Annotated in this window: 18 protein-coding genes; 5 read left to right on the top strand and 13 right to left on the bottom strand. The window is 70.9% G+C overall.

Features of this window, described 5'->3' with window-relative positions:
* Positions 1–75: 75 nt before the first annotated feature.
* Complete coding sequence (locus PIQ37_RS13100) at positions 76–885, top strand: SDR family NAD(P)-dependent oxidoreductase (protein ID WP_342073813.1); 810 nt, start codon at positions 76–78, stop codon at positions 883–885.
* A 162-nt stretch (positions 886–1,047) separates the two neighbouring features.
* Here the strand turns inward: PIQ37_RS13100 and PIQ37_RS13105 are convergent, their stop codons facing one another.
* The 5 genes from PIQ37_RS13105 to trpB form a co-directional block, all read right to left on the bottom strand.
* Positions 1,048–1,986 carry an isopenicillin N synthase family dioxygenase gene (locus PIQ37_RS13105; RefSeq protein ID WP_017912714.1) on the bottom strand — a complete coding sequence of 313 codons (939 nt, stop codon included), beginning with the start codon at positions 1,984–1,986 and terminating at the stop codon, positions 1,048–1,050.
* A gap of 118 nt (positions 1,987–2,104) precedes the next feature.
* A complete protein-coding gene (gene glmM, locus PIQ37_RS13110) occupies positions 2,105–3,448 on the bottom strand; it encodes a phosphoglucosamine mutase (RefSeq protein ID WP_342073814.1) in 1,344 nt (447 codons plus the stop codon).
* A 124-nt stretch (positions 3,449–3,572) separates the two neighbouring features.
* Positions 3,573–4,463, bottom strand: a complete 891-nt coding sequence (gene accD / locus PIQ37_RS13115; protein WP_342073815.1) for an acetyl-CoA carboxylase, carboxyltransferase subunit beta — start codon at positions 4,461–4,463, stop codon at positions 3,573–3,575.
* 338 nt (positions 4,464–4,801) lie between these two features.
* The gene (trpA, locus tag PIQ37_RS13120; RefSeq protein ID WP_342073816.1) at positions 4,802–5,605 is read right to left on the bottom strand and encodes a tryptophan synthase subunit alpha; all 804 of its coding nucleotides are present in this window, start codon (positions 5,603–5,605) and stop codon (positions 4,802–4,804) included.
* A 146-nt stretch (positions 5,606–5,751) separates the two neighbouring features.
* Entirely contained in the window at positions 5,752–6,969 is a 1,218-nt protein-coding gene (gene trpB / locus PIQ37_RS13125) for a tryptophan synthase subunit beta (RefSeq protein ID WP_150409858.1), read from the bottom strand.
* A gap of 97 nt (positions 6,970–7,066) precedes the next feature.
* On the opposite strand from trpB, the gene PIQ37_RS13130 reads away from it, so the two are divergent.
* Positions 7,067–7,960: a LysR family transcriptional regulator gene (locus tag PIQ37_RS13130; protein ID WP_342073817.1), complete on the top strand. Its 894-nt coding sequence runs from the start codon at positions 7,067–7,069 to the stop codon at positions 7,958–7,960.
* Positions 7,961–7,994: 34 nt separating this feature from the next.
* Here PIQ37_RS13130 and PIQ37_RS13135 read toward each other — a convergent pair whose 3' ends face one another.
* From PIQ37_RS13135 to prmB, 7 genes are all read right to left on the bottom strand, one after another.
* A complete protein-coding gene (locus PIQ37_RS13135; protein WP_019801754.1) occupies positions 7,995–8,657 on the bottom strand; it encodes a phosphoribosylanthranilate isomerase in 663 nt (220 codons plus the stop codon).
* A complete protein-coding gene (gene truA / locus PIQ37_RS13140; protein ID WP_295908737.1) occupies positions 8,654–9,427 on the bottom strand; it encodes a tRNA pseudouridine(38-40) synthase TruA in 774 nt (257 codons plus the stop codon). Before truA ends, PIQ37_RS13135 begins: the two co-directional genes overlap by 4 nt.
* 220 nt (positions 9,428–9,647) lie before the next feature.
* Entirely contained in the window at positions 9,648–11,729 is a 2,082-nt protein-coding gene (locus PIQ37_RS13145; RefSeq protein WP_407136618.1) for a FimV/HubP family polar landmark protein, read from the bottom strand.
* Between the two features lie 469 nt (positions 11,730–12,198).
* Positions 12,199–13,224: an aspartate-semialdehyde dehydrogenase gene (locus PIQ37_RS13150; protein WP_342073819.1), complete on the bottom strand. Its 1,026-nt coding sequence runs from the start codon at positions 13,222–13,224 to the stop codon at positions 12,199–12,201.
* A gap of 100 nt (positions 13,225–13,324) precedes the next feature.
* Entirely contained in the window at positions 13,325–14,362 is a 1,038-nt protein-coding gene (locus tag PIQ37_RS13155) for a 2-hydroxyacid dehydrogenase (RefSeq protein ID WP_342073820.1), read from the bottom strand.
* Positions 14,355–15,458 carry a chorismate synthase gene (aroC, locus tag PIQ37_RS13160; protein ID WP_342073821.1) on the bottom strand — a complete coding sequence of 368 codons (1,104 nt, stop codon included), beginning with the start codon at positions 15,456–15,458 and terminating at the stop codon, positions 14,355–14,357. Before aroC ends, PIQ37_RS13155 begins: the two co-directional genes overlap by 8 nt.
* 10 nt (positions 15,459–15,468) lie before the next feature.
* Entirely contained in the window at positions 15,469–16,395 is a 927-nt protein-coding gene (prmB, locus tag PIQ37_RS13165) for a 50S ribosomal protein L3 N(5)-glutamine methyltransferase (RefSeq protein ID WP_160960969.1), read from the bottom strand.
* A gap of 79 nt (positions 16,396–16,474) precedes the next feature.
* On the opposite strand from prmB, the gene PIQ37_RS13170 reads away from it, so the two are divergent.
* Together PIQ37_RS13170 and asd are read left to right on the top strand one after the other, a co-directional pair.
* Entirely contained in the window at positions 16,475–17,125 is a 651-nt protein-coding gene (locus tag PIQ37_RS13170) for an SCO family protein (protein WP_209031873.1), read from the top strand.
* A complete protein-coding gene (gene asd / locus PIQ37_RS13175) occupies positions 17,122–17,967 on the top strand; it encodes an archaetidylserine decarboxylase (protein WP_342073822.1) in 846 nt (281 codons plus the stop codon). The genes PIQ37_RS13170 and asd overlap by 4 nt, the downstream gene beginning before the upstream one ends.
* 578 nt (positions 17,968–18,545) lie before the next feature.
* Here the strand turns inward: asd and PIQ37_RS13180 are convergent.
* On the bottom strand, positions 18,546–20,147 hold the full coding sequence (locus tag PIQ37_RS13180; protein ID WP_242081291.1) for a transglycosylase SLT domain-containing protein: 1,602 nt from the start codon (positions 20,145–20,147) through the stop codon (positions 18,546–18,548).
* 335 nt (positions 20,148–20,482) lie between these two features.
* Between PIQ37_RS13180 and PIQ37_RS13185 the strand changes: the two genes are divergently transcribed.
* Entirely contained in the window at positions 20,483–21,988 is a 1,506-nt protein-coding gene (locus PIQ37_RS13185; protein ID WP_342073823.1) for a helicase HerA-like domain-containing protein, read from the top strand.
* Positions 21,989–22,217 lie beyond the last annotated feature (229 nt).

Consider the following 22,217-nt stretch of genomic DNA (forward strand, 5'->3'; position numbering starts at 1 on the left):
GATGCGCCGCCAAGGGCAGGCATCACCCCTGCCCCGCCCTGCGCCACGCCACCCGTTCCACGCCCAGAGACCGCCATGACCCAGCTTCCCGGCTACGCCCTGATCACCGGCGCCTCCAGCGGCATCGGCCGCGAGATCGCCCGCGAATACGCCCGCCGCGGCGTGCCGCTGATCCTGACCGCGCGCCGCGAGGCACAGTTGCAGGCGCTGGCCGCCGAACTGCGGCCGCAGGTACCGGTGGAGGTACTGGTCGCCGACCTGGCCGACCCGGCGGCGCCGGCCGCACTGGTGGCCGAGATCGAACGGCGCGGGCTGTCGGTGCGGATTCTGGTCAACAACGCCGGCTATGGCGTGCCCGGCCGCTACATCACCCAGGACTGGGCGGTGCACGCGGCGTTCCTGCAGGTGATGGTCGGCGCCGTGTGCGAACTGACCTGGCGGCTGCTGCCGGCGCTGCGTGCCAGCGGCCACGGCCGCATCCTCAACGTCGCCTCGTTCGCCGCCCTGGTACCCGGCGCGGACGGCCACACCCTGTACGCGGCGGCGAAGAGCTTCATGCTGCGATTCAGCGAATCGCTGGCGCTGGAGAACGCCGACCGCGGCGTCGGCGTCTGCGCGCTATGCCCCGGCTTCACCTGGTCGGAGTTCCACGACGTCACCGGCACCCGCGAACAGATGAACGCCCTGCCGCGCTGGCTCTGGCTGCAGACCGCCGCGGTGGCCCGCGCGGGCATCGACGGCGCCGAACGCGGCAAGGTGCGCGTAGTCCCCGGTGCGGTCTACCGCGCCCTGCTCGGCCTGACGGCGCTGCTGCCCAATGCCTTGTTGCTGCGGATGATGGGGCGAGGCTCGGGACGGATTAGAAGCACTGGGATTGGGGATTAGGGATTGGGGATTCGTAAAAGCGGGGTTCTGCGCCGAGTGGTGGATCACGGGTATCCCCGCCTTTGCCACTCCCGAATCCCGACTCCCGAATCCCCGCGGGGGTGACAGATCGCGGGCATGCCGCTTTTGCCAATCCCCAATCCCGACTCCCCAATCCCCGCCTCACTTCAGCTTGATCTCCCGCAACCGCTCTTCCAGATAGCCCTGCGCGGTGATCGGCTCGGGATAGCGGCTCGGGTTGTCGGCGCTGACGCAGGACGGCAGCACGTCGATCACGAAGTCCGGGTTCGGGTGCAGGAAGAACGGCACCGAGTAGCGCGGCTGGCGCGCCTGCTCGCCCGGGGGGTTGACCACGCGGTGGGTGGTCGAGGGATACACGTGGTTGGTCAGGCGCTGCAGCATGTCGCCGATGTTGACCACGATGGTGTCGGCGTCGGAGGTGAACGGCACCCACTCGCCCTGCTTGGACTTCACTTCCAGGCCGGCGGCGCTGGCACCGACCAGCAGGGTGATCAGGTTGATGTCCTCGTGGGCGCCGGCGCGCACGTTGGGGATGTCGTCGGCGGTGATCGGCGGGTAGTGGATCGGGCGCAGGATCGAGTTGCCCGAATCGGTCTTGTCGACGAAGTAGTGCTCGGGCAGGCCGATGTGCAGGGCCAGCGCCGACAGCACGCGCGCGCCGAGCGCATCCAGCGCCTGGTACAGGCCGTAGCCGTGGGTGCGGAAGCCGGGCACCTCGCTCGGCCACAGGTTCGGCGGCATCACCGCGCGGTACGGGGAGTCGTCGGCGATCTCGCGACCGATGTGCCAGAACTCCTTCAGGTCGAAATGCTTGGAGTCCTTGGCGGTCTCCACGCCGAAGGCGGTGTAGCCGCGCGCGCCGCCGCTGCCCGGCAGGTGGTAGGTGCGCTTGGTCTCCTCGGGCAGGGCGAAGAACGCCTTGAACACGTCGTAGGCCGCGTCGATCTGCGCCTGGGCGATGCCGTGGTTGCGGATGCCGGCGAAGCCCCACTCGCGGTAGGCCGCGCCCAGCTCGGCGACGAAGGCCTCGCGGTCGGTATCGAAGCGGGTGATGTCGAGGGTGGGAATGCGCGCAGTCATGGCAGGAACCGTCATCTCGTAAGAAGGGGACAAGCGCCGCGCTCAGCGCAGCAGGCGGTACAGCAGGTAGAACGTGATCGCCTTGGCGACGATCACGAAGAGGGCAATGGCGATCGACTCACGCCGCGTCACGGACCGCCTCGGCCAGGGCGTCGAGGGTCTTCCGCATCAACGCGGCATCGTCGGCCTCGACCGTGACCCGCACCACCGGCTCGGTGCCAGAGGCGCGCAGGAAGGCGCGCCCGCGCCCCTGCACCGCCGCCTGCGCCGCGGCCAGCGCGGCCTTCACGGTGGCGGCCTCGAGCGGGCGCACGCCCGGCTGCAGGCGCACGTTGACCGTCTGCTGCGGCACTTTCTGCAGCCCGGCCAGCGCCTGGCGCAGGGTCTGCCGCGAGCGCTTGAGCACTTCCAGCACCTGCAGCGCGCTGACGATGGCGTCGCCGGTGGTGGCGCGGTCCAGGCACAGCATGTGCCCGGAGGCCTCGCCGCCGAGCACCCCGCCCTGCTCCACCAGCGCCTGGTGCACGTAGCGGTCGCCGACCTTGGCGCGCAGGAACGGCACCTGCAACGCGGCCAGCGCCCGTTCCAGGCCGTAGTTGGTCATCAGCGTGCCGACCACCGGGCCGTGCAGGCGGCCACTGGCCTGCCAGCCGCAGGCCAGCACGTACAGCAGGCCGTCGCCGTCGACCGGGTTGCCCTGGTCGTCGGCCATCAGCACGCGATCGCCGTCGCCGTCGAAGGCGATGCCCAGGTGCGCGCCGTGGTCGCGCACGTTGGCGGCAAGGTTGTCGATGTGCATCGAGCCGACGCCGGCGTTGATGTTGAGCCCGTCCGGCGCCGCGCCGATCACGATCACCTCCGCGCCCAGTTCGCGGAACAGCAGCGGCGCGATGTGGTAGGTCGCGCCGTGCGCGCAGTCCAGCACCAGCTTCAGCCCGCGCAGGTCGAAGCCGCGCGGCACGCTGGCCTTGCAGAACTCGATGTAGCGGCCGATCGCCTCGCGCGCGCGCATCGCCTTGCCCAGCCGCTCGGACTCGACCGTGGCGAACGGCGCGTCCAGCGCGGCTTCGATCGCCTGCTCGGTGGCGTCGTCGAGCTTCTCGCCGTGGGCGGAAAAGAACTTGATGCCGTTGTCGTAGTGCGGGTTGTGCGAGGCGCTGATGACGATGCCGGCATCGGCGCCGAGGGTGCGCGTGAGGAACGCCACCGCCGGGGTCGGCATCGGCCCGAGCAACTGCACGTTGGCCCCGGCCGCGACCAGCCCGGCCTCCAGCGCCGACTCGAACATGTAGCCGGAGATGCGCGTGTCCTTGCCGATCACCACGGTCGGCCGTGCGGTGCCGCCGGCGACCAGCACGCGGCCCAGCGCATTGCCCAGGCGCATCACGAAATCGGCGGAAATCGCCCCCTGCCCGACCCGGCCGCGGATGCCGTCGGTGCCGAAGTATTTGCGTTGGCTCATTGGAACGGGATTCGGGATTCGGAATTCGGGATTCGTTCAACGCACGCGATCCGAGCGACCTCGACGAACCGGGCACGCGCGGCGCCACGATTCCCGAATCCCGAATCCCAAATCCCGGCGCCGGTCACGCCAGCGCCTCGGTCTTTGCCGGCGTCGGCTGCCGCATCATCAGCGCCAGCAGTTCGGACAGGCGGTCGCGCAGTTCGCGGCGGTCGCAGATCTGGTCGATGGCGCCGTGCTCGAGCAGGAACTCCGAGCGCTGGAAGCCTTCCGGCAGGGTCTCGCGCACGGTCTGCTCGATCACGCGCGGGCCGGCGAAGCCGATCAGCGCGTACGGCTCGGCGATGTTGATGTCGCCGAGCATGGCGAAGCTGGCCGACACGCCGCCGGTGGTGGGATGGGTCAGCACCGACACGTACGGCAGGCCGGCTTCGCGCAGGCGGCCGAGTGCGGCCGAGGTCTTGGCCATCTGCATCAGCGAGAACAGGCCTTCCTGCATGCGCGCGCCGCCGCTGGCGGAGAAGCACACGAACGGCGCGCCGATCTTCAGCGCGGTCTCGGCGGCCAGGGCGAAACGCTCGCCGACCACCGACCCCATCGAGCCGCCCATGAAGGCGAAATCGAACGAGGCCGCGACCAGCGGCTGGCCCTTGAGCAGGCCCTGCATCGCCACCAGCGCGTCGTACTCGCCGGTGCTCTTCTGCGAGGCCTTGATGCGCTCGCCGTACTTCTTCTGGTCCTTGAACTTGAGCGCGTCGGTCGGCCCCAGGCGCGCGCCGATCTCGGTCGGCGCGGTGTCGGCGTCGAACAGCGCGGCCAGGCGCGCGCGCGCGCGGATCGCCATGTGGTGGCCGCACTTCGGGCACACCTCCAGGTTCTCCTCCAGTTCCGGCCGGTACAGCACGGCGCTGCAGTTGGGACACTTCTCCCACAAGCCTTCGGGAACGCTGCGCTTCTTGCTGGGCGTGCTGTCGGTACGGATGCCCGAAGGCATCAATTTGCTGAGCCAACTCATGCGATGTGACGATCCATTGGGCGGCCGCGAGAGCCGCAGAGGGGCGACAGTCTAACTCGGTCCCCCGGTGGCCTGCAGACGGTGGCGCATGGAGCCGCCGGGCGGGCCGGCATCTGCGCGGCCGCTGCAGCGGCGCCTGCCACGCCTCGCCCACCGCGGTACGTGCGGCATCGCCACGGCCATCTTGGGCCGACACCAATCGCATCGGGCCAGCCGCCGCGCGCGCCATTCGAACTGCCTGCGTGCGCCGCCTGCACGTGTATGCGCGGCGGATGCGGCATCGCCGCAAACGCGAACGCCCGCGCGCGGCGGGCGTTCGCGGACGGACCAGGCGGGACTCAGCCCGCGTCCAGCGCCTGCCGCAGCGGCGCCAGGAACGCCAGGGCGGCGTCGCGCGCGGCCTGCGGGCTGCCGGCCTCGGCCAGCGCCGCGACCAGCGCGCTGCCTACCACCACGCCGTCGGCATCGACCGCCATGGCCTTGGCGCTGGCGGCGTCCTTGATGCCGAAGCCGGCCACCACCGGCACCGGGCAGCGCGCGCGCAACTGGCGCAGGCGATCGCCGGCGGCGCGGGTATCCAGCCGGTCGGCGCCGGTCACGCCGGCGAAGCTGACGTAGTACAGATAGCCGCGCGCCGCATCGCACAACAACGCGATGCGCGCATCGCTGGTGGTCGGCGAGGCCAGCACGATCAGGTCCAGGCCGGCGTCGGCGAAGACCGTCAGGGTCTCGGCCGACTCCTCCGGCGGCAGGTCGACAAGCAGCACGCCGTCCACGCCGGCCGCCACCGCTTCCTCGGCGAAGCGCGCGGTGCCATGGATCTCCACCGGGTTGAGGTAGCCCATCAGCACCACCGGGGTGGTCGCATCGTCGCGGCGGAACGCGCTGACCGTCTCCAGCACGTAGCGCAGGCCGGCGCCACGCGCCAGCGCGCGCTCGGAGCTGCGCTGGATGGTGGGGCCGTCGGCCATCGGATCGGAGAACGGCACGCCCAGCTCGATCACGTCGGCACCGGCCTCGACCAGCGCGTGCATCGCCGGCACGGTCGCCTCCAGCGACGGATCGCCGGCGGTGAGGAAGGGGATCAGGGCCTTGCGGCGTTCGGAATCGAGTCGGGCAAAGGTGTCGGCAAGACGGTTCATGGGGGACCTATGCGCCCCTCTCCCGCCGGGAGAGGGGTTGGGGTGAGGGTAAGAGGCGAAGCGGTGCGGAATGTGAGTACGGGGCTGCGCCCGCCCCCGCATCCGGCGCTCCGCGCCACCTTCTTCCGAAGGAGAAGGGCAAGGCGTTACAGCGTCAGTCCTTCGCGCGCGGCGATGGTGTGCACGTCCTTGTCGCCACGGCCGGACAGGTTGCACAGCACCAGCGCGTCCTTGGGCAGTTCGCGCGCCAGCTTGATCGATTGCGCCACGGCGTGGCTGGACTCCAGCGCGGCGAGGATGCCCTCGGTATGCGCCAGCAGGTGGAACGCGGCCAGCGCTTCGTCGTCGGTGATGCCCTGGTAGATGGCGCGGCCGCTGTCGGCCAGGAACGCGTGCTCCGGGCCCACGCCCGGGTAGTCCAGGCCGGCGGACACCGAATGGGTCTCGACGATCTGGCCGTCGTCGTCGCAGATCACGTAGGTGCGGTTGCCGTGCAGCACGCCGGGGCGGCCGGCGGCGATCGAGGCGGCGTGGCGGCCGCTGCCGATGCCGTCGCCGGCGGCCTCGGCGCCGTAGATCTTCACCGAAGCATCGTTGAGGAAGGCATGGAACAGGCCGATGGCGTTGCTGCCACCGCCGACGCAGGCGCTGATCGCATCCGGCAGGCGGCCGTAGTCGCGCAGCATCTGCTCGCGCGCCTCGCGGCCGACGATGGCGTTGAAGTCGCGCACCATGCGCGGGTACGGATCGGGGCCGGCGACGGTGCCGATGATGTAGAAGGTGTCCTGCACGTTGGTGACCCAGTCGCGCATCGCCTCGTTGAGCGCGTCCTTGAGCGTGGCCGAGCCGGAATGCACCGGCACCACCGTGGCGCCGAGCAGCTTCATCCGGTAGACGTTGATCTTCTGCCGCTCGATGTCGGTGGCGCCCATGTACACCACGCACTCCAGGCCCAGCCGCGCGGCCACCGTGGCGCTGGCCACGCCGTGCTGGCCGGCGCCGGTCTCGGCAATGATGCGGGTCTTGCCCATGCGGCTGGCCAGCAGCGCCTGGCCGATGGTGTTGTTGATCTTGTGCGCGCCGGTGTGGTTCAGGTCCTCGCGCTTGAGCAGGATCTGCGCGCCGCCGACTTCGCGGCTGAGCCGCTCGGCGTGGTAGATCGGGCTGGGGCGGCCGACGTAGTGGGTCAGGTCCTTGTCGTAGGCGGCGATGAAGGCCGGATCCTGGCGCGCGGCATCGTAGGCGGCGGCCAGCTCCTGCAGCGGGCCGATCAGGGTCTCGGCGACGAAACGGCCGCCGTAGCGGCCGAAATGGCCGGCGGCGTCGGGATAGGCGTGGAAGTCGCTGACGGGGACAGAGGACATGGCGCAACCGGGGGCAACAGGACAGGGCTGCACTTTAGCGCACACGTTCCCACAGAAAAACCGATAAAGTCTGACGCGATCCGTCAGGAAAACTCACATGACCAGCATGCGCCGCCTGCCCTCGCTCAACGCCCTGCGCGCGTTCGAGGCCGCCGCGCGGCTGCGCAGCGTCGGCGCCGCGGCGGCGGAACTGCATGTCACCCATGGCGCGGTGAGCCGTCAGGTGCGGCTGCTGGAGCAGGAACTGGGGCTGCCGCTGCTGCAGCGCGACGGCCGCGGCATCCGCCCGACCGCCGCCGGTACGCGCCTGTGCGAGGCCTCCGGCAGCGCCTTCGCGCAGTTGCAGGACGCGGTGGCGGAGTTGCGCCGCCCGGCGCGTCCGGCCGCGCTGGTACTGGGCTGCCCCGGCAGCATCCTCGCCCGCTGGATGATTCCGCGGCTGCAGGCGCTGCAGCGCGACCTGCCGGCGCTGACCCTGCACCTGTCCGCGCACGAGGGCGACTTCGCCGCCGACCTGGACGGCCTGGACGCGGCGCTGCTGCTGGGCCAGGCGCCGTGGCCGGCGGACTGGCAGGTGCGCGTGCTGGCGCCGGAGCGGATCGGCCCGGTACTCAGCCCTGCCCTGCCGCAGGCACCGGCATTGGCCGCGGCCGCGCCAGCGGCACTGCAGGGGCTGCCGCTGCTGCATACGGTGTCGCGCCCGCAGGCCTGGCCGGCCTGGGCCGAGGCGCAGGGGCTGGCACCGGCGCAATTGCGCTACGGCACCGGCTTCGAACACCTGTACTACCTGCTGGAGGCGGCGCTGGCCGGGATCGGCGTGGCGATCGCGCCGCAGCCGCTGGTCGCCGACGACTTAGCCAACGGCCGCCTGCTGGCGCCCTGGGGCTTCGTCGCCACCGGCGGGCAGTGGGCGCTGTGCACGCGCCGCGAGGCGCAGGACCCGCGGGTCGACGCGCTGGCGCAGTGGCTGACGCAGGAACTGCAGCGCTGACCGAGGCGACGCCGGCGCTGGCGCCGCATAGCACTCAGCAGTTGGTGTTCAACTCGTGGCAGTCGGCGCGGCGCACTTCCTCGACGAACTTGCGCATCTTGTGGCCGTCCTTGATCCCGGGCTGGCTTTCGATGCCGCTGGACACGTCCACGCCCCACGGCAGGGTGCCGATGATCGCGTCGAACACGTTGTCGCCATTGATGCCGCCGGCGAGCAGGAACGGCCGGTGCAGGCCGGTCGGCAGCCGCGACCAGTCGAAGGTCTTGCCCGAACCGCCGCTTTCGCCGGGGGCGTGGCTGTCGAACAGGAAGCCGGCGGCATTGGGGAACTGCAGCTGCAGCGTGCGCGCATTGATCTCGCCGCCGCCCATCGGCACCGCCTTCAGGTACGGCAGGTTGAAGCTGCGGCAGAAGCCGTCGTCCTCGTCGCCATGGAACTGCAGCAGGGTCGGACGCACCGTGCGCAGGACTTCACGCACCTCGTCCTTGGGGTTGTCGCGGAACAGCGCCACCACGTCCACCATCGGCGCGGCGGCCTGGCGCATGGCCCGCGCCTCGGCCGGCGCCACCCGCCGCGGACTGCCATGGGCGAACACGAACCCGATCGAATCCACGCCCAACTCGCCTGCCAGGCGGATGTCGCCGGCGCGGGTCATGCCGCAGAACTTGATGCGGGTGCGATACAGCGTGCGATTCATAGCGTGACCTCGTCCGGAAGCGTCCAGTGGGCGGGATAGAGGGGACCGACGAACACCAGGCCCTGCGGCGGTGCCGTCGGACCAGCGACGCGGCGGTCGCGTCCCGCGAGCAGTTCGCCAATCCAGGACGCCGGCTTTTCGCCCGTTCCCACCATGACAAGGGAACCAACGATATTGCGCACCATGTGATGAAGGAATGCATTGGCCTGGACCTGGATCTCGACCAGCTCGCCGCTGCGGGTCACCGCGATCGACTGCAGCTCGCGGCGCGCGTGCAGGGCCTGGCACTGCACGCTGCGGAAGGCACTGAAGTCCTGCTCGCCCAGCAGCGCCTGCGCCGCCGCGTGCATGGCCTCGGCCTGCAGCGGCCGCCGCTCCCAGCTCAGGGTCTGCCGGTACAGCGCCGGGCGTACCTGGCGGTTGAGCAGGCGGTAGCGGTAGCGGCGCGCGCGGGCGGAGAAGCGCGCATGGAAGTCGTCGGCCACCGGCACGCACCAGCGCACGCACACCGAGGGCGGCAGCCGCGCGGTGGCGCCCAGCATCCAGCCGCGCGCCGGGCGCGGCGCATCGCAATCGAAATGCACCACCTGGCATTCGCCATGCACGCCGGCATCGGTGCGGCCGGCGCAGACCACGCTGACCGGGGCATCGGCCACCGACGACAGCGCCGCCTGCAGCGTCGCCTGCACGCTGGGGCCGCCGCTCTCGCCGAGCTGCTGCCAGCCCTGGAACTCGCTGCCGTCGTACTCCACGCCTAGCGCGTAGCGCATGCGGACCTCCGTCGCAGTGCGGCGTCTCCCTCGGCGCGCGGTGCCGCCGACGCGCGCAGGGACCAACACGGGGCACCTGCAACGCCGCCGCGGCAGTGCTCCTGCCCGACCGGGAGCGCGCGCTCGGCACGCGCCCGTCGCCGATGTGCAAGGTGCCGGTGGGCCGTCCCGATCCAGGCCGGACGGCCGCGGCGAGCGCGCCGCGCGCCGCCTGCCGCCATCAGTCCAGCCGTCCCAGCAATTGCAGCGCCTCGGCGCGCGCGGCCGGATCGCCACTGGCCGCGACCTCGGTCAACAAGGTGCGTGCCGTCTCGTTGTCGCCCAGATCCATGTAGGCCACCGCCAGTTCCAGGCGCTCGCGGCCCGCCGGCGGATACGGCGACGGCGCTTCGGCTGGTGCCGGTGAAGGTGCAGGCGCGGCAGGCTGGTGCCAGGTCGGCTCCTGCCGGCCGCCGCCGGCATCGGTGTCGGCAGGGGCGTCGCCGCCCGGCACTGCGACCACCGGCGACGGCTGCCGCCACGGCGCCTCGGCAGCCGGCTCGGCGACCGGTGCGGCCTGCGGATGGGAGTCGGCCGCGTCGACGGAATGGACGTCGTCATTGCCAGCGGACAGCGACGCGTCGGCCGGCGCATGGCGCAGCGTCTGCTGCGCCAGCGCCCGCTCGAAGGCGTCGTCGTCGAGTGCGATGTGCTGATCGGCGTGTTCGTGGTGATCCGCGTGATCGTCGGCAACATGGTCGGCGCGCTCCCACTCTTCCAGCGCTTCCCCGTCGCGGACAGCCTGCGCCTCCTCGGCCAGCGGCTCGGCCGGCTCCAGCGGCGGCAGTTCCGGCGCATCGACGTCGCGGTGCGCGACCACCGGCACTGCGGCACCCGCGGCCAGCGCCGCGTCGTCATCACGCGGCAGCGGCGGCAGCGGCGAGGGCTTGCGCCGACGCGACAGCAGCCAGGCGCCGATACCCAGCACCAGCAGGCTCACCCCGCCCCACAGCCACAGTGGGAACCCCGCATTGGCCGGCGCCTGGGCAGCCGCCGCCGGCGCCGCCTGCCCGGCCTGGGCCAGACGCTTCTGCGCCGCGGCCAGGTCGCTGTCCTTCAGCGCGATCAGTTGCTGCTGCTGGGACTTGAGCTTTTCGAGCTGTTCCACCCGAGAGCGCAGCTCCTGGACCTCGGCATCGCGTGCCGCGAGGTCTTCGCGCGCCTGCTGCAATTGTTGGGCTGCCACCATGTCTCCTTCGTCGCCGGCACCGGTGCCGGACTTGGTTCCCGCCTCGCGGCGCGTCGCCGGCACCGCCGGCGCGATTTCCAGCCGTGCGCCGGCGGCGGCCGCTGTCGGCGCCGCGGCGGCCGGCTTGGCGGCGGCCTGCGCCGTCGCTGCATCCTGCTGCGCCTGTGCCGGCTGCGGCACCGGCGCACGCGCCTGGCGCCATTGCGCCGCCTGCTCGCGCACCACCGCCTCGGCGGCGGCAGCGTCCAGGCTGGCCAGATCCTCCTCGCGCGGGGTGCGCAACACTGCGCCCTGCTTGAGAAGGTTGAGGTTGCCGCGGATGAAGGCGTCCGGATTGGCGCGCAGCAGCGCGACCATGGTCTGGTCCAGCGAATGGCCGTTGCCGCGCGCCAGTTGCCCGGCGATCTGCGACAGGGTCTGCCCGGCGCGCACCGGCGCCAGCGCATCGCCGGGCGCGGCCGCAGGGGCCGGCGCCGGACGCGGCGCGGCGGCCGGCCTGGCACTCGGCGCCGCCGGCGTCGCGGTGGCGGCCGCCGCGGCTGGCGCCGCGGTGGACGCGTCGCGGGTGATGCGGTCGGACGGCTGCGCGGCGGCCGGTGCATCGATCGCCGGCGCGTCGATCGCCGCGGCGGTGTTGGGCGCATCGAGCAGCGCGGAGTATTCGCGGATCAGCCGCCCCTGGCCCCAATCGACCTCGATCAGGAAGCTCAGCGACGGCACGTCGACCGGCATGCGGCTGCTGACCTGGATCACCGCGCGGCCCTTGCGGGTCTGGGTGAAGCGGAACTGCAGATCGCTGACCAGGCCCTGCGGGCGCTCCAGCCCGACCCGCGCGAAGGTCGCCGGCGAGGCCAGCGCCACCCGTGCCCGCTCCAGTTCGCCCGGCTCGTTGGAGATCACCGGGATCTCGGCCAGGAACGGCTCGCCCGGCTTGGACAGCACGCGGATATCGCCCAGACCCAGAGCCAGCGCGGCCTGGCTGCAGGCCAGCAGCAACAGCGCCGCGGCAGCGCGACAGACATGGCGCAGCCCGCGCACGGCGGACACCGCATCGCCGCGACGGCGACGGAACAAACGTGGTTGTAGGCGCATCCCGCCCCTGCCCCTTGGAGTCATGTCCATCAATATATATGAAGCGGGGATTGGGGATTTGGGATTGGGGATTCGTTGCGGGTGCTGCATTGCGGGGAGTGCGCTCGCGCGGTGTACGCAGCGGCTTCTCCCCCCTTGCGGGATCAGGGACCGACAAGCACTGCAACGCCGCGTGTCCCGTAGGAACGGCTTCAGCCGCGATGGCGTTCCCGGGAATGCTTCGTCGCGGCTGAAGCCGCTCCTACCAGGGCGTCCGTCAGCATCGCGCCCACATGCGCTATCGCAGCCCCTCTTTGCAGCACGACACGGACGCCAGACACGACAACGGCCAGGGCATGCGCCACTGGCCGTTGCGTGTCTGCCGGGATATTGGGCGCTACGCAGCCATGGAACAGCCCGCGCTGCGCAGCGCTTTACGAATCCCCAATCCCGACTGCCAAATCCCGGCCCCTCAGCCCTCCTGGGCGACCAGCTCGGCCAGTTGCACCGCATTGAGCGCAGCGCCCTTGCGGATGTTGTCGGCCACCACCCACAGATTGAGGCCGCGCGGGTGCGAGAAATCCTCGCGGATGCGGCCGACGAATACCGGGTCCCTGCCGGAGGCATGGGTCACCGGGGTCGGATAGCCGCCGGCCTTGTGCTCGTCGACCACTTCCACGCCGGGCGCCTGACCCAGCAGCGCGCGCGCCTGCTCGACGGTGATCTTGCGCTTGGTCTCGATGTTGACCGCCTCGGAATGGCCGAAGAACACCGGCACGCGCACCGCGGTCGGGTTCACCAGGATGCTGCTGTCCTCCAGGATCTTCTGCGTCTCCCACACCAGCTTCATCTCTTCCTTGGTGTAGCCGTTGGGCTGGAAGTCGTCGATGTGCGGGATCAGGTTGAAGGCGATCTGCGCCTGAAACTTCTGCGGCTCGATGTCCTGGAACGCCAGCAGCTGCGCGGTCTGCTTGCCCAGCTCCTCCATGCCCGAGCGGCCGGCGCCGGACACCGACTGGTAGGTGGCCACGTTGATGCGCTCGATGCCGTACTCCTTGTGGATCGGCGCCAGCACCGGCATCAGCTGCATGGTCGAGCAATTGGGGTTGGCGACGATGCCGCGCGGACGGTTCTTCAGCGCGTGCGGATTGACCTCCGACACCACCAGCGGCACGTCGTCGTCGTAGCGGAAGGTCGAGGAGTTGTCGATCACCACCGCGCCGGCCGCGGCGAACTTCGGCGCGTATTCCTTGGAGATGCCGCCGCCGGCCGAAAACAGCGCGATGTCCACGCCGGTCGGGTCGAACGTGGCCAGATCGAGCACGGTGACCTTGTGGCCGTTGAACTCGACCTGGCCGCCGGCCGAGCGCTCGGAGGCCAGCGGGTACAGCGTGGCGACGGGGAAACCGCGCTCGGCGAGGATGCTCAGCATGGTTTCGCCGACGGCACCGGTGGCGCCGACGACGGCGACGTTGAAACGACGGGTTGCATTGCTCATGGAAGATTCGATCCGCAGAAAAAGAAGGGGAGGAACAGCCGCACTGCCACGTGGATTCGGGGAACCTGCCGTGCGCGTCGCGCGCGGCGCCGCAGGCTCCCTATCGTTTTTTGTCCGCAATCGCCCGCGCACCGCTGCCGGCCGCGGCGATCGCGTCCAGGTTCAGCGCATTGGGCGGGCGCCCGGCGTCGGCGCCGATGCCCAGCGCGGCGAGCAGGTTGTCCACCGCCAGTGACACCATCGCGCGGCGCGTGGCGACGCTGGCGCTGCCGATGTGCGGGGTCAGCACCACGTTGCGCAGCGCCAGCAGCTCCGGACGGATTGCCGGCTCGCCTTCGAACACGTCGAGCCCGGCCGCGGCCAGGCGCCCGTTGGCCAGCGCGTCGGCCAGTGCGACTTCATCCACCAGGCCGCCGCGGGCGATGTTCACCAGCGTGGCGGTCGGCCGCATCTTCGCCAGCGCGGCGGCGTCGACGATATGGTGCGACTGCGCGCTGTACGGCAGCACCAGCAGCAGGTGGTCGGCGCGCGCCAGCAGGTCGTCGAAGCCGACGTACTCGGCGCGATGCGCGCGCTCCACCTCGGCCGGCAGGCGGCTGCGGTTGTGGTACAGCACGCGCATCGAGAAGCCGTCGGCGCGGCGCGCGATGGCCTGGCCGATGCGGCCCATGCCGAGGATGCCGAGCGTGCTGCCGTGGACATCGGCGCCGAGCATGGTCTGGAACGACCACTGCTGCCACTGCCCCGCACGCAGCCAGCGCTCGGCCTCGCCGACGCGGCGCGCGGCGGCCATCAGCAGGGCGAAGCCGAGATCGGCGGTGGTCTCGGTGAGCACATCGGGGGTGTTGGTGGCGACGATGCCGGCCGCGCTGAGCGCGTCCAGGTCCAGATTGTTGTAGCCGACGCCGACGTTGGCGATGGCGCGCAGCCGCGGCGCGCCGGCGATCTCGGCGGCGCCGATGCGTTCGTTGAGGGTGACCAGGGCGCCGTCCAGCGGCGCCAGCGCCTGCGTCAGGTCCTTCGGCGAATACTTGGTCACGTCCGCGGTGGTGGTCAGCGCGCAATACTCGCCCAGCCGTGCGACGACATCGTCGAACAGCGGCTGGCTGACCCACACCCGCGGCCGCGACTCAGCCATCGCCACCGCCGGGGATGCGCGGGGTCACCGTGCCGACGTCGCCGCATTGCGCGCGGTGGCGCAGCGCCTGGTCCATCAGCACCAGCGCCATCATCGCTTCGGCGATCGGGGTGGCGCGGATGCCGACGCAGGGGTCGTGGCGGCCGGTGGTGATCACGTCCACCGCCTGCCCGTCCACGTCCACCGTGGCGCCGGGCAGGCGCAGGCTGGAAGTGGGCTTGAACGCCACCGAGACGACGACCGGCTGGCCGGTGGCGATGCCGCCGAGCACGCCGCCGGCGTGGTTGGACTGGAAGCCGTCCGGCGCGATCAGGTCGCGGTGCTCGGTGCCCTTCTGGGTCACCGCGGCGAAGCCGTCGCCGATCTCCACGCCCTTGACCGCGTTGATGCTCATCATCGCCGCGGCCAGTTCGCCGTCGAGCTTGCCGTAGATCGGCTCGCCCCAGCCCGCCGGCACGCCGTCGGCGACCACGGTGACCCGCGCGCCGATCGAATCGCCGGACTTGCGCAGCGCATCCATGTACGCCTCCAGCTCCGGCACCTGCGGCGCATGCGGCCAGAAGAACGCGTTGTCCTCCACCGCGTCCCAGGCGAAGCCCTGCGGCAGCAGCGGCCCGAGCTGCGACAGGTAGCCGCGCACGCGCACGCCATAGCGCTGCGCCAGCCACTTCTTGGCGATCACGCCGGCGGCCACGCGCATGGTGGTCTCGCGCGCGGAGGAGCGCCCGCCGCCGCGCGGATCGCGGATGCCGTACTTCTGCCAGTAGCTGTAGTCGGCATGGCCGGGACGGAACTGCCGGGCGATGTCGGTGTAGTCCTTGCTGCGCTGGTCGGTGTTGCGGATCAGCAGGCCGATCGGAGTGCCGGTGGTGCGGCCCTCGTAGACCCCGGACAGGATCTCGATCTCATCGGCTTCGCGTCGCGCCGAGGTGTGCCGGCTCTTGCCGGTGGCGCGGCGCTGCAGGTCGTGGGCGAATTCGCTGGCGTCCAGTTCCAGCCCCGGGGGGCAGCCATCGACCACGCAGCCGATCGCCGGCCCGTGCGATTCGCCGAAGGTGGTGACGGTCAGCAGCTTGCCGAAACTGTTCGCGCTCATGTCGCTTGCGTCACCGGTCCGCGGCCAGCGCGGCGATGCGCGCATGGTGCGTCAGCAGCTCGCTGCGCTCCACCGCAAAGATGCCCATCTGCCCGACCTTGAACTCGACCCAGGCGAAATCCACTTCCGGCAGCAGCTGCGCCAGCGCGCGTTCGGACTCGCCGACTTCGCAGATCAGCAGGCCGTCCTCGCTCAGGTGCGCCGGCGCGTCGCGCAGGATCTTCAGCGCCAGGTCCAGACCGTCGTCGCCCGCGCGCAGGCCCAGTTCCGGCTCGTGCGCGTACTCCGGCGGCAGCGCGTCGGTCTCGGCGTGGGTGACGTAGGGCGGATTGGTCACGATCAGCTCGTAGCGGCGCCCGCCCAGCCCGGCGAACAGGTCGGACTTGACCAGTTCGACGTTGTCGGCCAGCAGCCGCTCCTTGTTCTCGGCGGCCAGGCTCAGCGCGTCGTCGCTGATGTCGACCGCGTCCACCTGCCAGTTCGGGTTGTAGTGGGCCATGGCGATGGCGATGCAGCCCGAGCCGGTGCACAGGTCCAGCGCGCGCTCCACCGGGCGGCCGGCCAGCCACGGCTCGAAGCCGGCCTCGATCAGCTCGGCGATCGGCGAGCGCGGCACCAGGGCGCGCGCATCGCTCTTGAAGCTGAGCCCGGCAAACCAGGCCTCGCCGGTGAGGTAGGCGGCGGGGATGCGCTCGGCGATGCGGCGCTCGAACAGCGCCAGCACCTGCGCCTTCTCCGGCGTGGTGACCCGCGCGCTGCCGTAGGCCGGGCCGAGGTCGTGCGGCAGGTGCAGCGCGTGCAGCACCAGTTGCGTGGCCTCGTCCAGGGCGTTGTCGTAGCTGTGGCCGAAGCTCAGCCCGGCGGCGTTGAAACGGCTGGTGCCGTAGCGGATCAGGTCGATGATCGTGTGGAGTTCGGCGGCCGCGTCGGCAGTCATGGCAACAGGCAAGGCAATTCGGCCCCCGATTATAGAGGCCCGGCCGCTATGATGAGCGTTCGTTGCATGGGAAATCAGTATGTTCAACCGCACCTTCGGCATCGTCCTGGTGGTTGCCCTGGCCGCCGGCCTGGGGCTGCTGCTGGCCCAGAAGTACTTCGGCGGCAGCGCCGCCCCGGCCTGGCCGGAGACCCGCACGGTGCGCATGTACCCGCAGCCGCGGCCCCTGCCCGACTTCCACCTGCGCCAGACCGACGGCACGCCGCTGGTGCCGGGCGAGCTCAAGGGCCACTGGACCCTGGTGTTCCTGGGCTTCACCGCCTGCCCGGACGTGTGCCCGACCACCCTGGCCGACCTGGCGCGCGCGCAGAAGCAATGGGAGACCTTGCCGGACACGCTGCGCCCGCGCGTGCTGTTCGTTTCGGTCGACCCGCAGCGCGACACCCTGCCGCGGCTGGGCGAGTACGCGCATGCCTTCCACAAGGACACCATCGCCGCCACCGCCGACGTGCCCGAGCTGGAGCGCTTCGCCACCGCGCTGGGCTTCGTGTTCCAGAAGGTGCCGGGCAAGCACTACGCCGAGAACCCCAACGACTACAGCATGGACCACTCCGCCGCGATCGCGGTGCTCGACCCGCAGGGTCAACAAGCCGGGCTGATCCGCCCGCCGTTCGATGCCGCCGCGATCGCCGCCGACCTGCAGGCCCTGACCAAGGCCACCGCCCCATGAGCCTGACCACCCGCCTGACCTACGTGCTGCCGCACCGGCTGCTGTCCTCGCTGGCGCGGCGCCTGGCCTACTCGTCGCGGCCCGGGCTGAAGCAGTGGCTGATCGACACGGTGGTGCGCCGCTTCGGCGTGGACCTGAGCGAGGCCGCGCAACCGGATGCGCGCGCCTATCCGACCTTCAATGCCTTCTTCACCCGTGCGCTGAAGCCGGGCGCGCGCGTCGCCGATCCCGATCCGCAGGCGCTGCTGATGCCGGCCGACGGCCGCATCAGCCAGCTCGGCCGGATCGAGGATGGGCGCATCTTCCAGGCCAAGGGCCAGTCGTTCACCGCCGCCGAACTGCTCGGCGACGACGCCGCGGCGGCGCCGTTCGCCAATGGCCTGTATGCCACCGTGTACCTGTCGCCGCGCGACTACCACCGCGTGCACATGCCCTGGACCGGCACCCTGCGCGAAACCGTGCACGTGCCGGGACGGCTGTTCAGCGTCGGCACCGACGCGGTGCGCACCGTGCCGCGCCTGTTCGCGCGCAACGAGCGCCTGGTCTGCCATTTCGACACCGACTTCGGCCCGATGGTCTCGGTGATGGTCGGCGCGCTGCTGGTGTCCGGCGTGGAAACGGTGTGGAGCGGCGTGGAGATTCCGCGCTATGCCGACCGCATCACCCGCAAGGACTGGCGCGGCAAGGGCATCACCCTGCAGCGGTTCGAGGAGATGGCGCGCTTCAACTACGGCTCCACGGTGATCGTGCTGCTGCCGCCCGGCGTGGCCGCGTTCGATGCGGCGCTGAAGGCGGAATCGCCGGTGCGGCTGGGACAGGCGCTGGCGCGGCTGGTGCGCTGAGGCGTGAGAGGGCCGCGCTGCGGCCCTTTCGCTTGAGGAGCGCCTTTGTGGGAGGGACTTCAGTCCCGATGCATGGGCGGTGAAAGACCGCCGGCATGTGCTGGATGGTGGTGTCGACGCCTCGCCTGAGACTGCGGCGGCCGTACCCTCATCCGGCGCTGCGCGCCACCTTCTCCCGGAGGGAGAAGGGATGGATCGCGCTTTCATCTCGCGACCGGTGTCCAGCGACAGCCCCACTGTGGGAGGGACTTCAGTCCCGACGCATGGGCGGTGGAAGGACCGCCTTTCCCTGCGATGGATGACGGCAAGCCACACGCCCGAAACTGCGCATGGTCCGCCCCTCATCCGGCGCTGCGCGCCACCTTCTCCCGGGGGGAGAAGGGATTGGATTGCGCTTTCATCTCGCGACTGGTGTCCAGCGACAGCCCCACTGTGGGAGGGACTTCAGTCCGACGCATGGACGGAGGACGGGCCGCCTAGCTGCAATCGATCAAGGCAAAACCGCGCGCTTGAGACTGCGGTGGCCCGACCCTCATCCGGCGCTGCGCGCCACCTTCTCCCGGCGGGAGAAGGGATCCTTACTTCTCGCAGCCCACCAGCTTCAGCGACTGGCCCGGCTTCAACGCATAGCCCGGGGCACGCAGGCCATTGGCCTTGGCCAGTTCCTTCAGGTCGCAGTCGTGGCGGTCGGAAATCCGCCCCAACGTGTCGCCCTTGGCCACGCGGTAGCTGCGCACCTGCTTCTGCTTGGGCTTGGCCGGCGCGGGACGGCCGGTGGCCACCGTGGTCGGCACGCCGGCGACCGGGCTGACGTCGCCCACCGCCACGTTGCCGGTGAGGTCGGCCGCCGGCGCCGGGCTGCCGCTGCGCACCGCGGCGGTGACGTCGGCGGTGATCAGCGCGCGCGCCAGGTCGGCGCGCGGGCCGCTGACGCAGTAGCGGTTGTACAGGCCGACGATCTTGGTGGTGGCGTTGATGGTCACCCCGGCCGGGATCCAGCCGTCCGGCTCGTAGCGCGGGTTGAGGTTGCGCAGCGCGCGCATGTAGCCGTCGCGGGTGCCGTCGCTGCCCAGGCAGATGGTCAGTTCGTAGATGGTGGTGGACTTGGCCAGGCGCAGCGTGGCCGGCTGCGCATTGATCTTGGGGAAGGCCACGCCGTACTGCTGCGGGTGCAGGAAGATCCACGCCGCGGCGATCACCATCGGCACGTAGTCCTTGGTCTCGGCCGGGAACTGGTTGTACACCGAGGCGTCCCAGAAGCTGCGGCCGGGCATCTGGTTGAACACGCGCGCCGCACGGCCTTCGCCGCCGTTGTAGCCGGCCAGGGCCAGTTCGACGCTGCGGTTGAGCTCGGCCATGCGTTCGTTGATGTAGACCGCGCTGGCCTCGGCCGCGCTGCGCGCGTCGTAGCGGGTATCGAAGCCGGTGCCGTCCGGGCCCAGGCCGAAACGGCGCCCGGTGGCCGGCATGAACTGCATCAGCCCAGCGGCGCCCACCCGCGAGTTGGCGTGCACGCGGCCGTTGGACTCCTTGGCGATGATGCCGAACAGCAACGCCTCCGGCAGGCCGCGCTTCTCCCACTCCGGCCACATGATCGCGCGCAGGTTCTGGTAGTTCTCGTAGCTGCTCATCAGCGCCGGGCGCATGTCGGTCAGCCAGCGGCGGATGCCGGCCTGCACCGCCGGGTTGTACTCCACCATCGAATCGAAGGCGTGGCGCTTGTCGTTGAGCAGGCGCGCCGCGCGCGCGGCCTCCGGCACGTCGGCGGCCAGCGGGCTGATGTGGTCGGGGTCGGCCTGCAGCGGCGCCGCGTCTTCGTCGTCGGCGGCATCGGTATCGCTGGCCTGGCCCTGCGCGTCGGTCTTGGCTTTCAGCAGGCGCTTGTACGCGCCCAGATAGGTGCCGACCTCGCAGCCACGCTGCTTGATGCAGGCCTGGATCACGTCCTCGATGTCTTCCAGCGCGGCGTCGCTTTCCTGGGTGCCCTTGGGGTCGCTGTTGCCGACCAGCACCATGGCGTCGTTGTAGCGCTTCTCGGCGGCGGCCAGGCGCTGATCGAGGACGGCGATGGCGGCCTGGTCGCGGGCGGACACGCGGGCATGGGCGGCAGGAGCGGTGCAGGTCAGCGCCACGGCAGCCGCGACGGGCCACGCGTGGGTGAAGCGAAACGGAAGGGGCATGGTGGGACGCGGCGACGGAAAGGCCGCAGGGTAGCCCCCGCCGTCGCATCGCGGCAAGGTCGCCGCGGCCGGGGCCCGGCCCGCGGCGGGGCCAGGGTTCATCGCCGGCGGCCATCCCGCACCGCAACACAAGGAGCGCGCGCGCCGACTCCTGCGCCACCGATGTCGTCCACCATGCCGGTGCCGCACCCGCGAACGACCACACTTCGCAAAGACCGCGGTTGGCCGGGAGTGCCGGCAGTTGCAGGCCGGCGCAGCGCGCCCGCGGCAGCGCACACGCGTTCGGCCATGCCGCGTACGTTCTAGAATCCAGGCATCTCATTGCGGACCCCGATATGGACCCGATCCTGCTAGGCAAAGGCGTGACCGACGACATCGCGGTGCTGCTGCAACCGCACCTGGGCAACCGCCACGGCCTGGTCGCCGGCGCCACCGGCACCGGCAAGACCGTGACCCTGATGACGCTGGCCGAAGGCTTTTCGCGGATCGGCGTGCCGGTGTTCCTGGCCGACGTCAAGGGCGACGCGGCCGGTCTGGCGATGCCCGGCGACGGCAGCGAGAAGGTGCTGCAGCGCGCCCGGGACATCGGCGTGGCCGACTATGCCCCGGCCGCCAACCCGGTGCTGTTCTGGGATCTGTACGGCCAGCTCGGCCATCCGGTGCGTACCACCGTCAGCGAGATGGGCCCCACCCTGCTGGCGCGCGTGCTGGAACTCAACGACACCCAGGCCGGCGTGCTCGACATCGTGTTCAAGCTGGCCGACGACCGCGGCCTGCTGCTGCTCGACCTGGACGACCTGCGCGCGCTGCTGGCGCTGGTGGTGGAAGAGCGCAAGGACATCTCCACCGAATACGGTCTGGTCAGCGCGCAGTCGGTCGCCGCGATCCAGCGTGCGCTGCTGCGCCTGGCCCAGGACGGCGGCGAAGGTTTCTTCGGCGAGCCGGCGCTGGATCTGGCCGAGTTGATGCGGGTCGACCACGACGGCCGCGGCGTGATCGGCATCCTCGCCGCCGCGCAACTGGTGCTCAAGCCGCGGCTGTACTCGACCTTCCTGCTGTGGCTGCTGTCGGAACTGTTCGAGCGGCTGCCGGAAGTGGGCGACCTGGACAAGCCCAAGCTGGTGTTCGTGTTCGACGAGGCGCACCTGCTGTTCGACGATGCGCCACCGGCGCTGGTGCAGCGCATCGAGCAGGTGGTGCGGCTGATCCGCTCCAAGGGCGTGGGCGTGTACTTCTGCTCGCAGTTCCCGGACGACGTGCCCGACAGCATCCTCGGCCAGCTCGGCAACCGCGTGCAGCACGCGCTGCGCGCCTACACGCCGCGCGACCAGAAGGCGGTGCGCACCGCCGCCGAGACCTTCGTGGCCAATCCCAAGCTGGACGTGGCCAAGGCCATCTCCCAGCTCGGCACCGGCGAGGCGCTGGTGTCCACGCTGCAGGACAAGGGCGTGCCGGCACCGGTGCAGCAGACCCTGATCGCCCCGCCGCGCTGCCGCATGGGCGCAATCACCGACGCCGAGCGCACGCAGGTGCGCGCCGGCAGCCCGGTCGGCACGCGCTACGACACGCCGGTCAACCGCGAATCGGCGGCGGAACTGCTGGCGCGCCGGGTCGAACAGAGCGCCGACCACAGCGCCGCGCCGCCGGCGCGCACCCGCGAGCAGGACGAAGCGCAGGACAGCGGCTTCGGCCAGGCGGTCAAGGACGCCGTGTTCGGCACCAAGCGCCGCCAGGGCATGCTGGAGGCGATGGCCAAGCAGACCTCGCGCACCATCGGCAACCGCATCGGCCAGCAGATCGTGCGCGGCATCTTCGGCAGTATCTTCGGCGGAAAGCGCTGAGCGCGGCGCGTGTGATATGCGCGCCGTGGCGTCCAGGTCATGGGCATCCCGTCAGAACGGCTTCAGCGCATCTGCAAAAGCACGCTTTGCCGCGGCCAGCGCGCATGTCATCGCACTCGTAGGAGCGGCTTCAGCCGCGACGGGGCATGACCGGTAACGCCCGTTCGCGGCTGAAGCCGCTCCTTGTATCTGGACATGTCGCCCCTAAACAGGCGTCATGTCTTCCGAC

Source organism: Xanthomonas protegens (assembly GCF_038442435.1).
GTDB classification, from domain to species: Bacteria; Pseudomonadota; Gammaproteobacteria; order Xanthomonadales; family Xanthomonadaceae; genus Xanthomonas_A; species Xanthomonas_A sontii.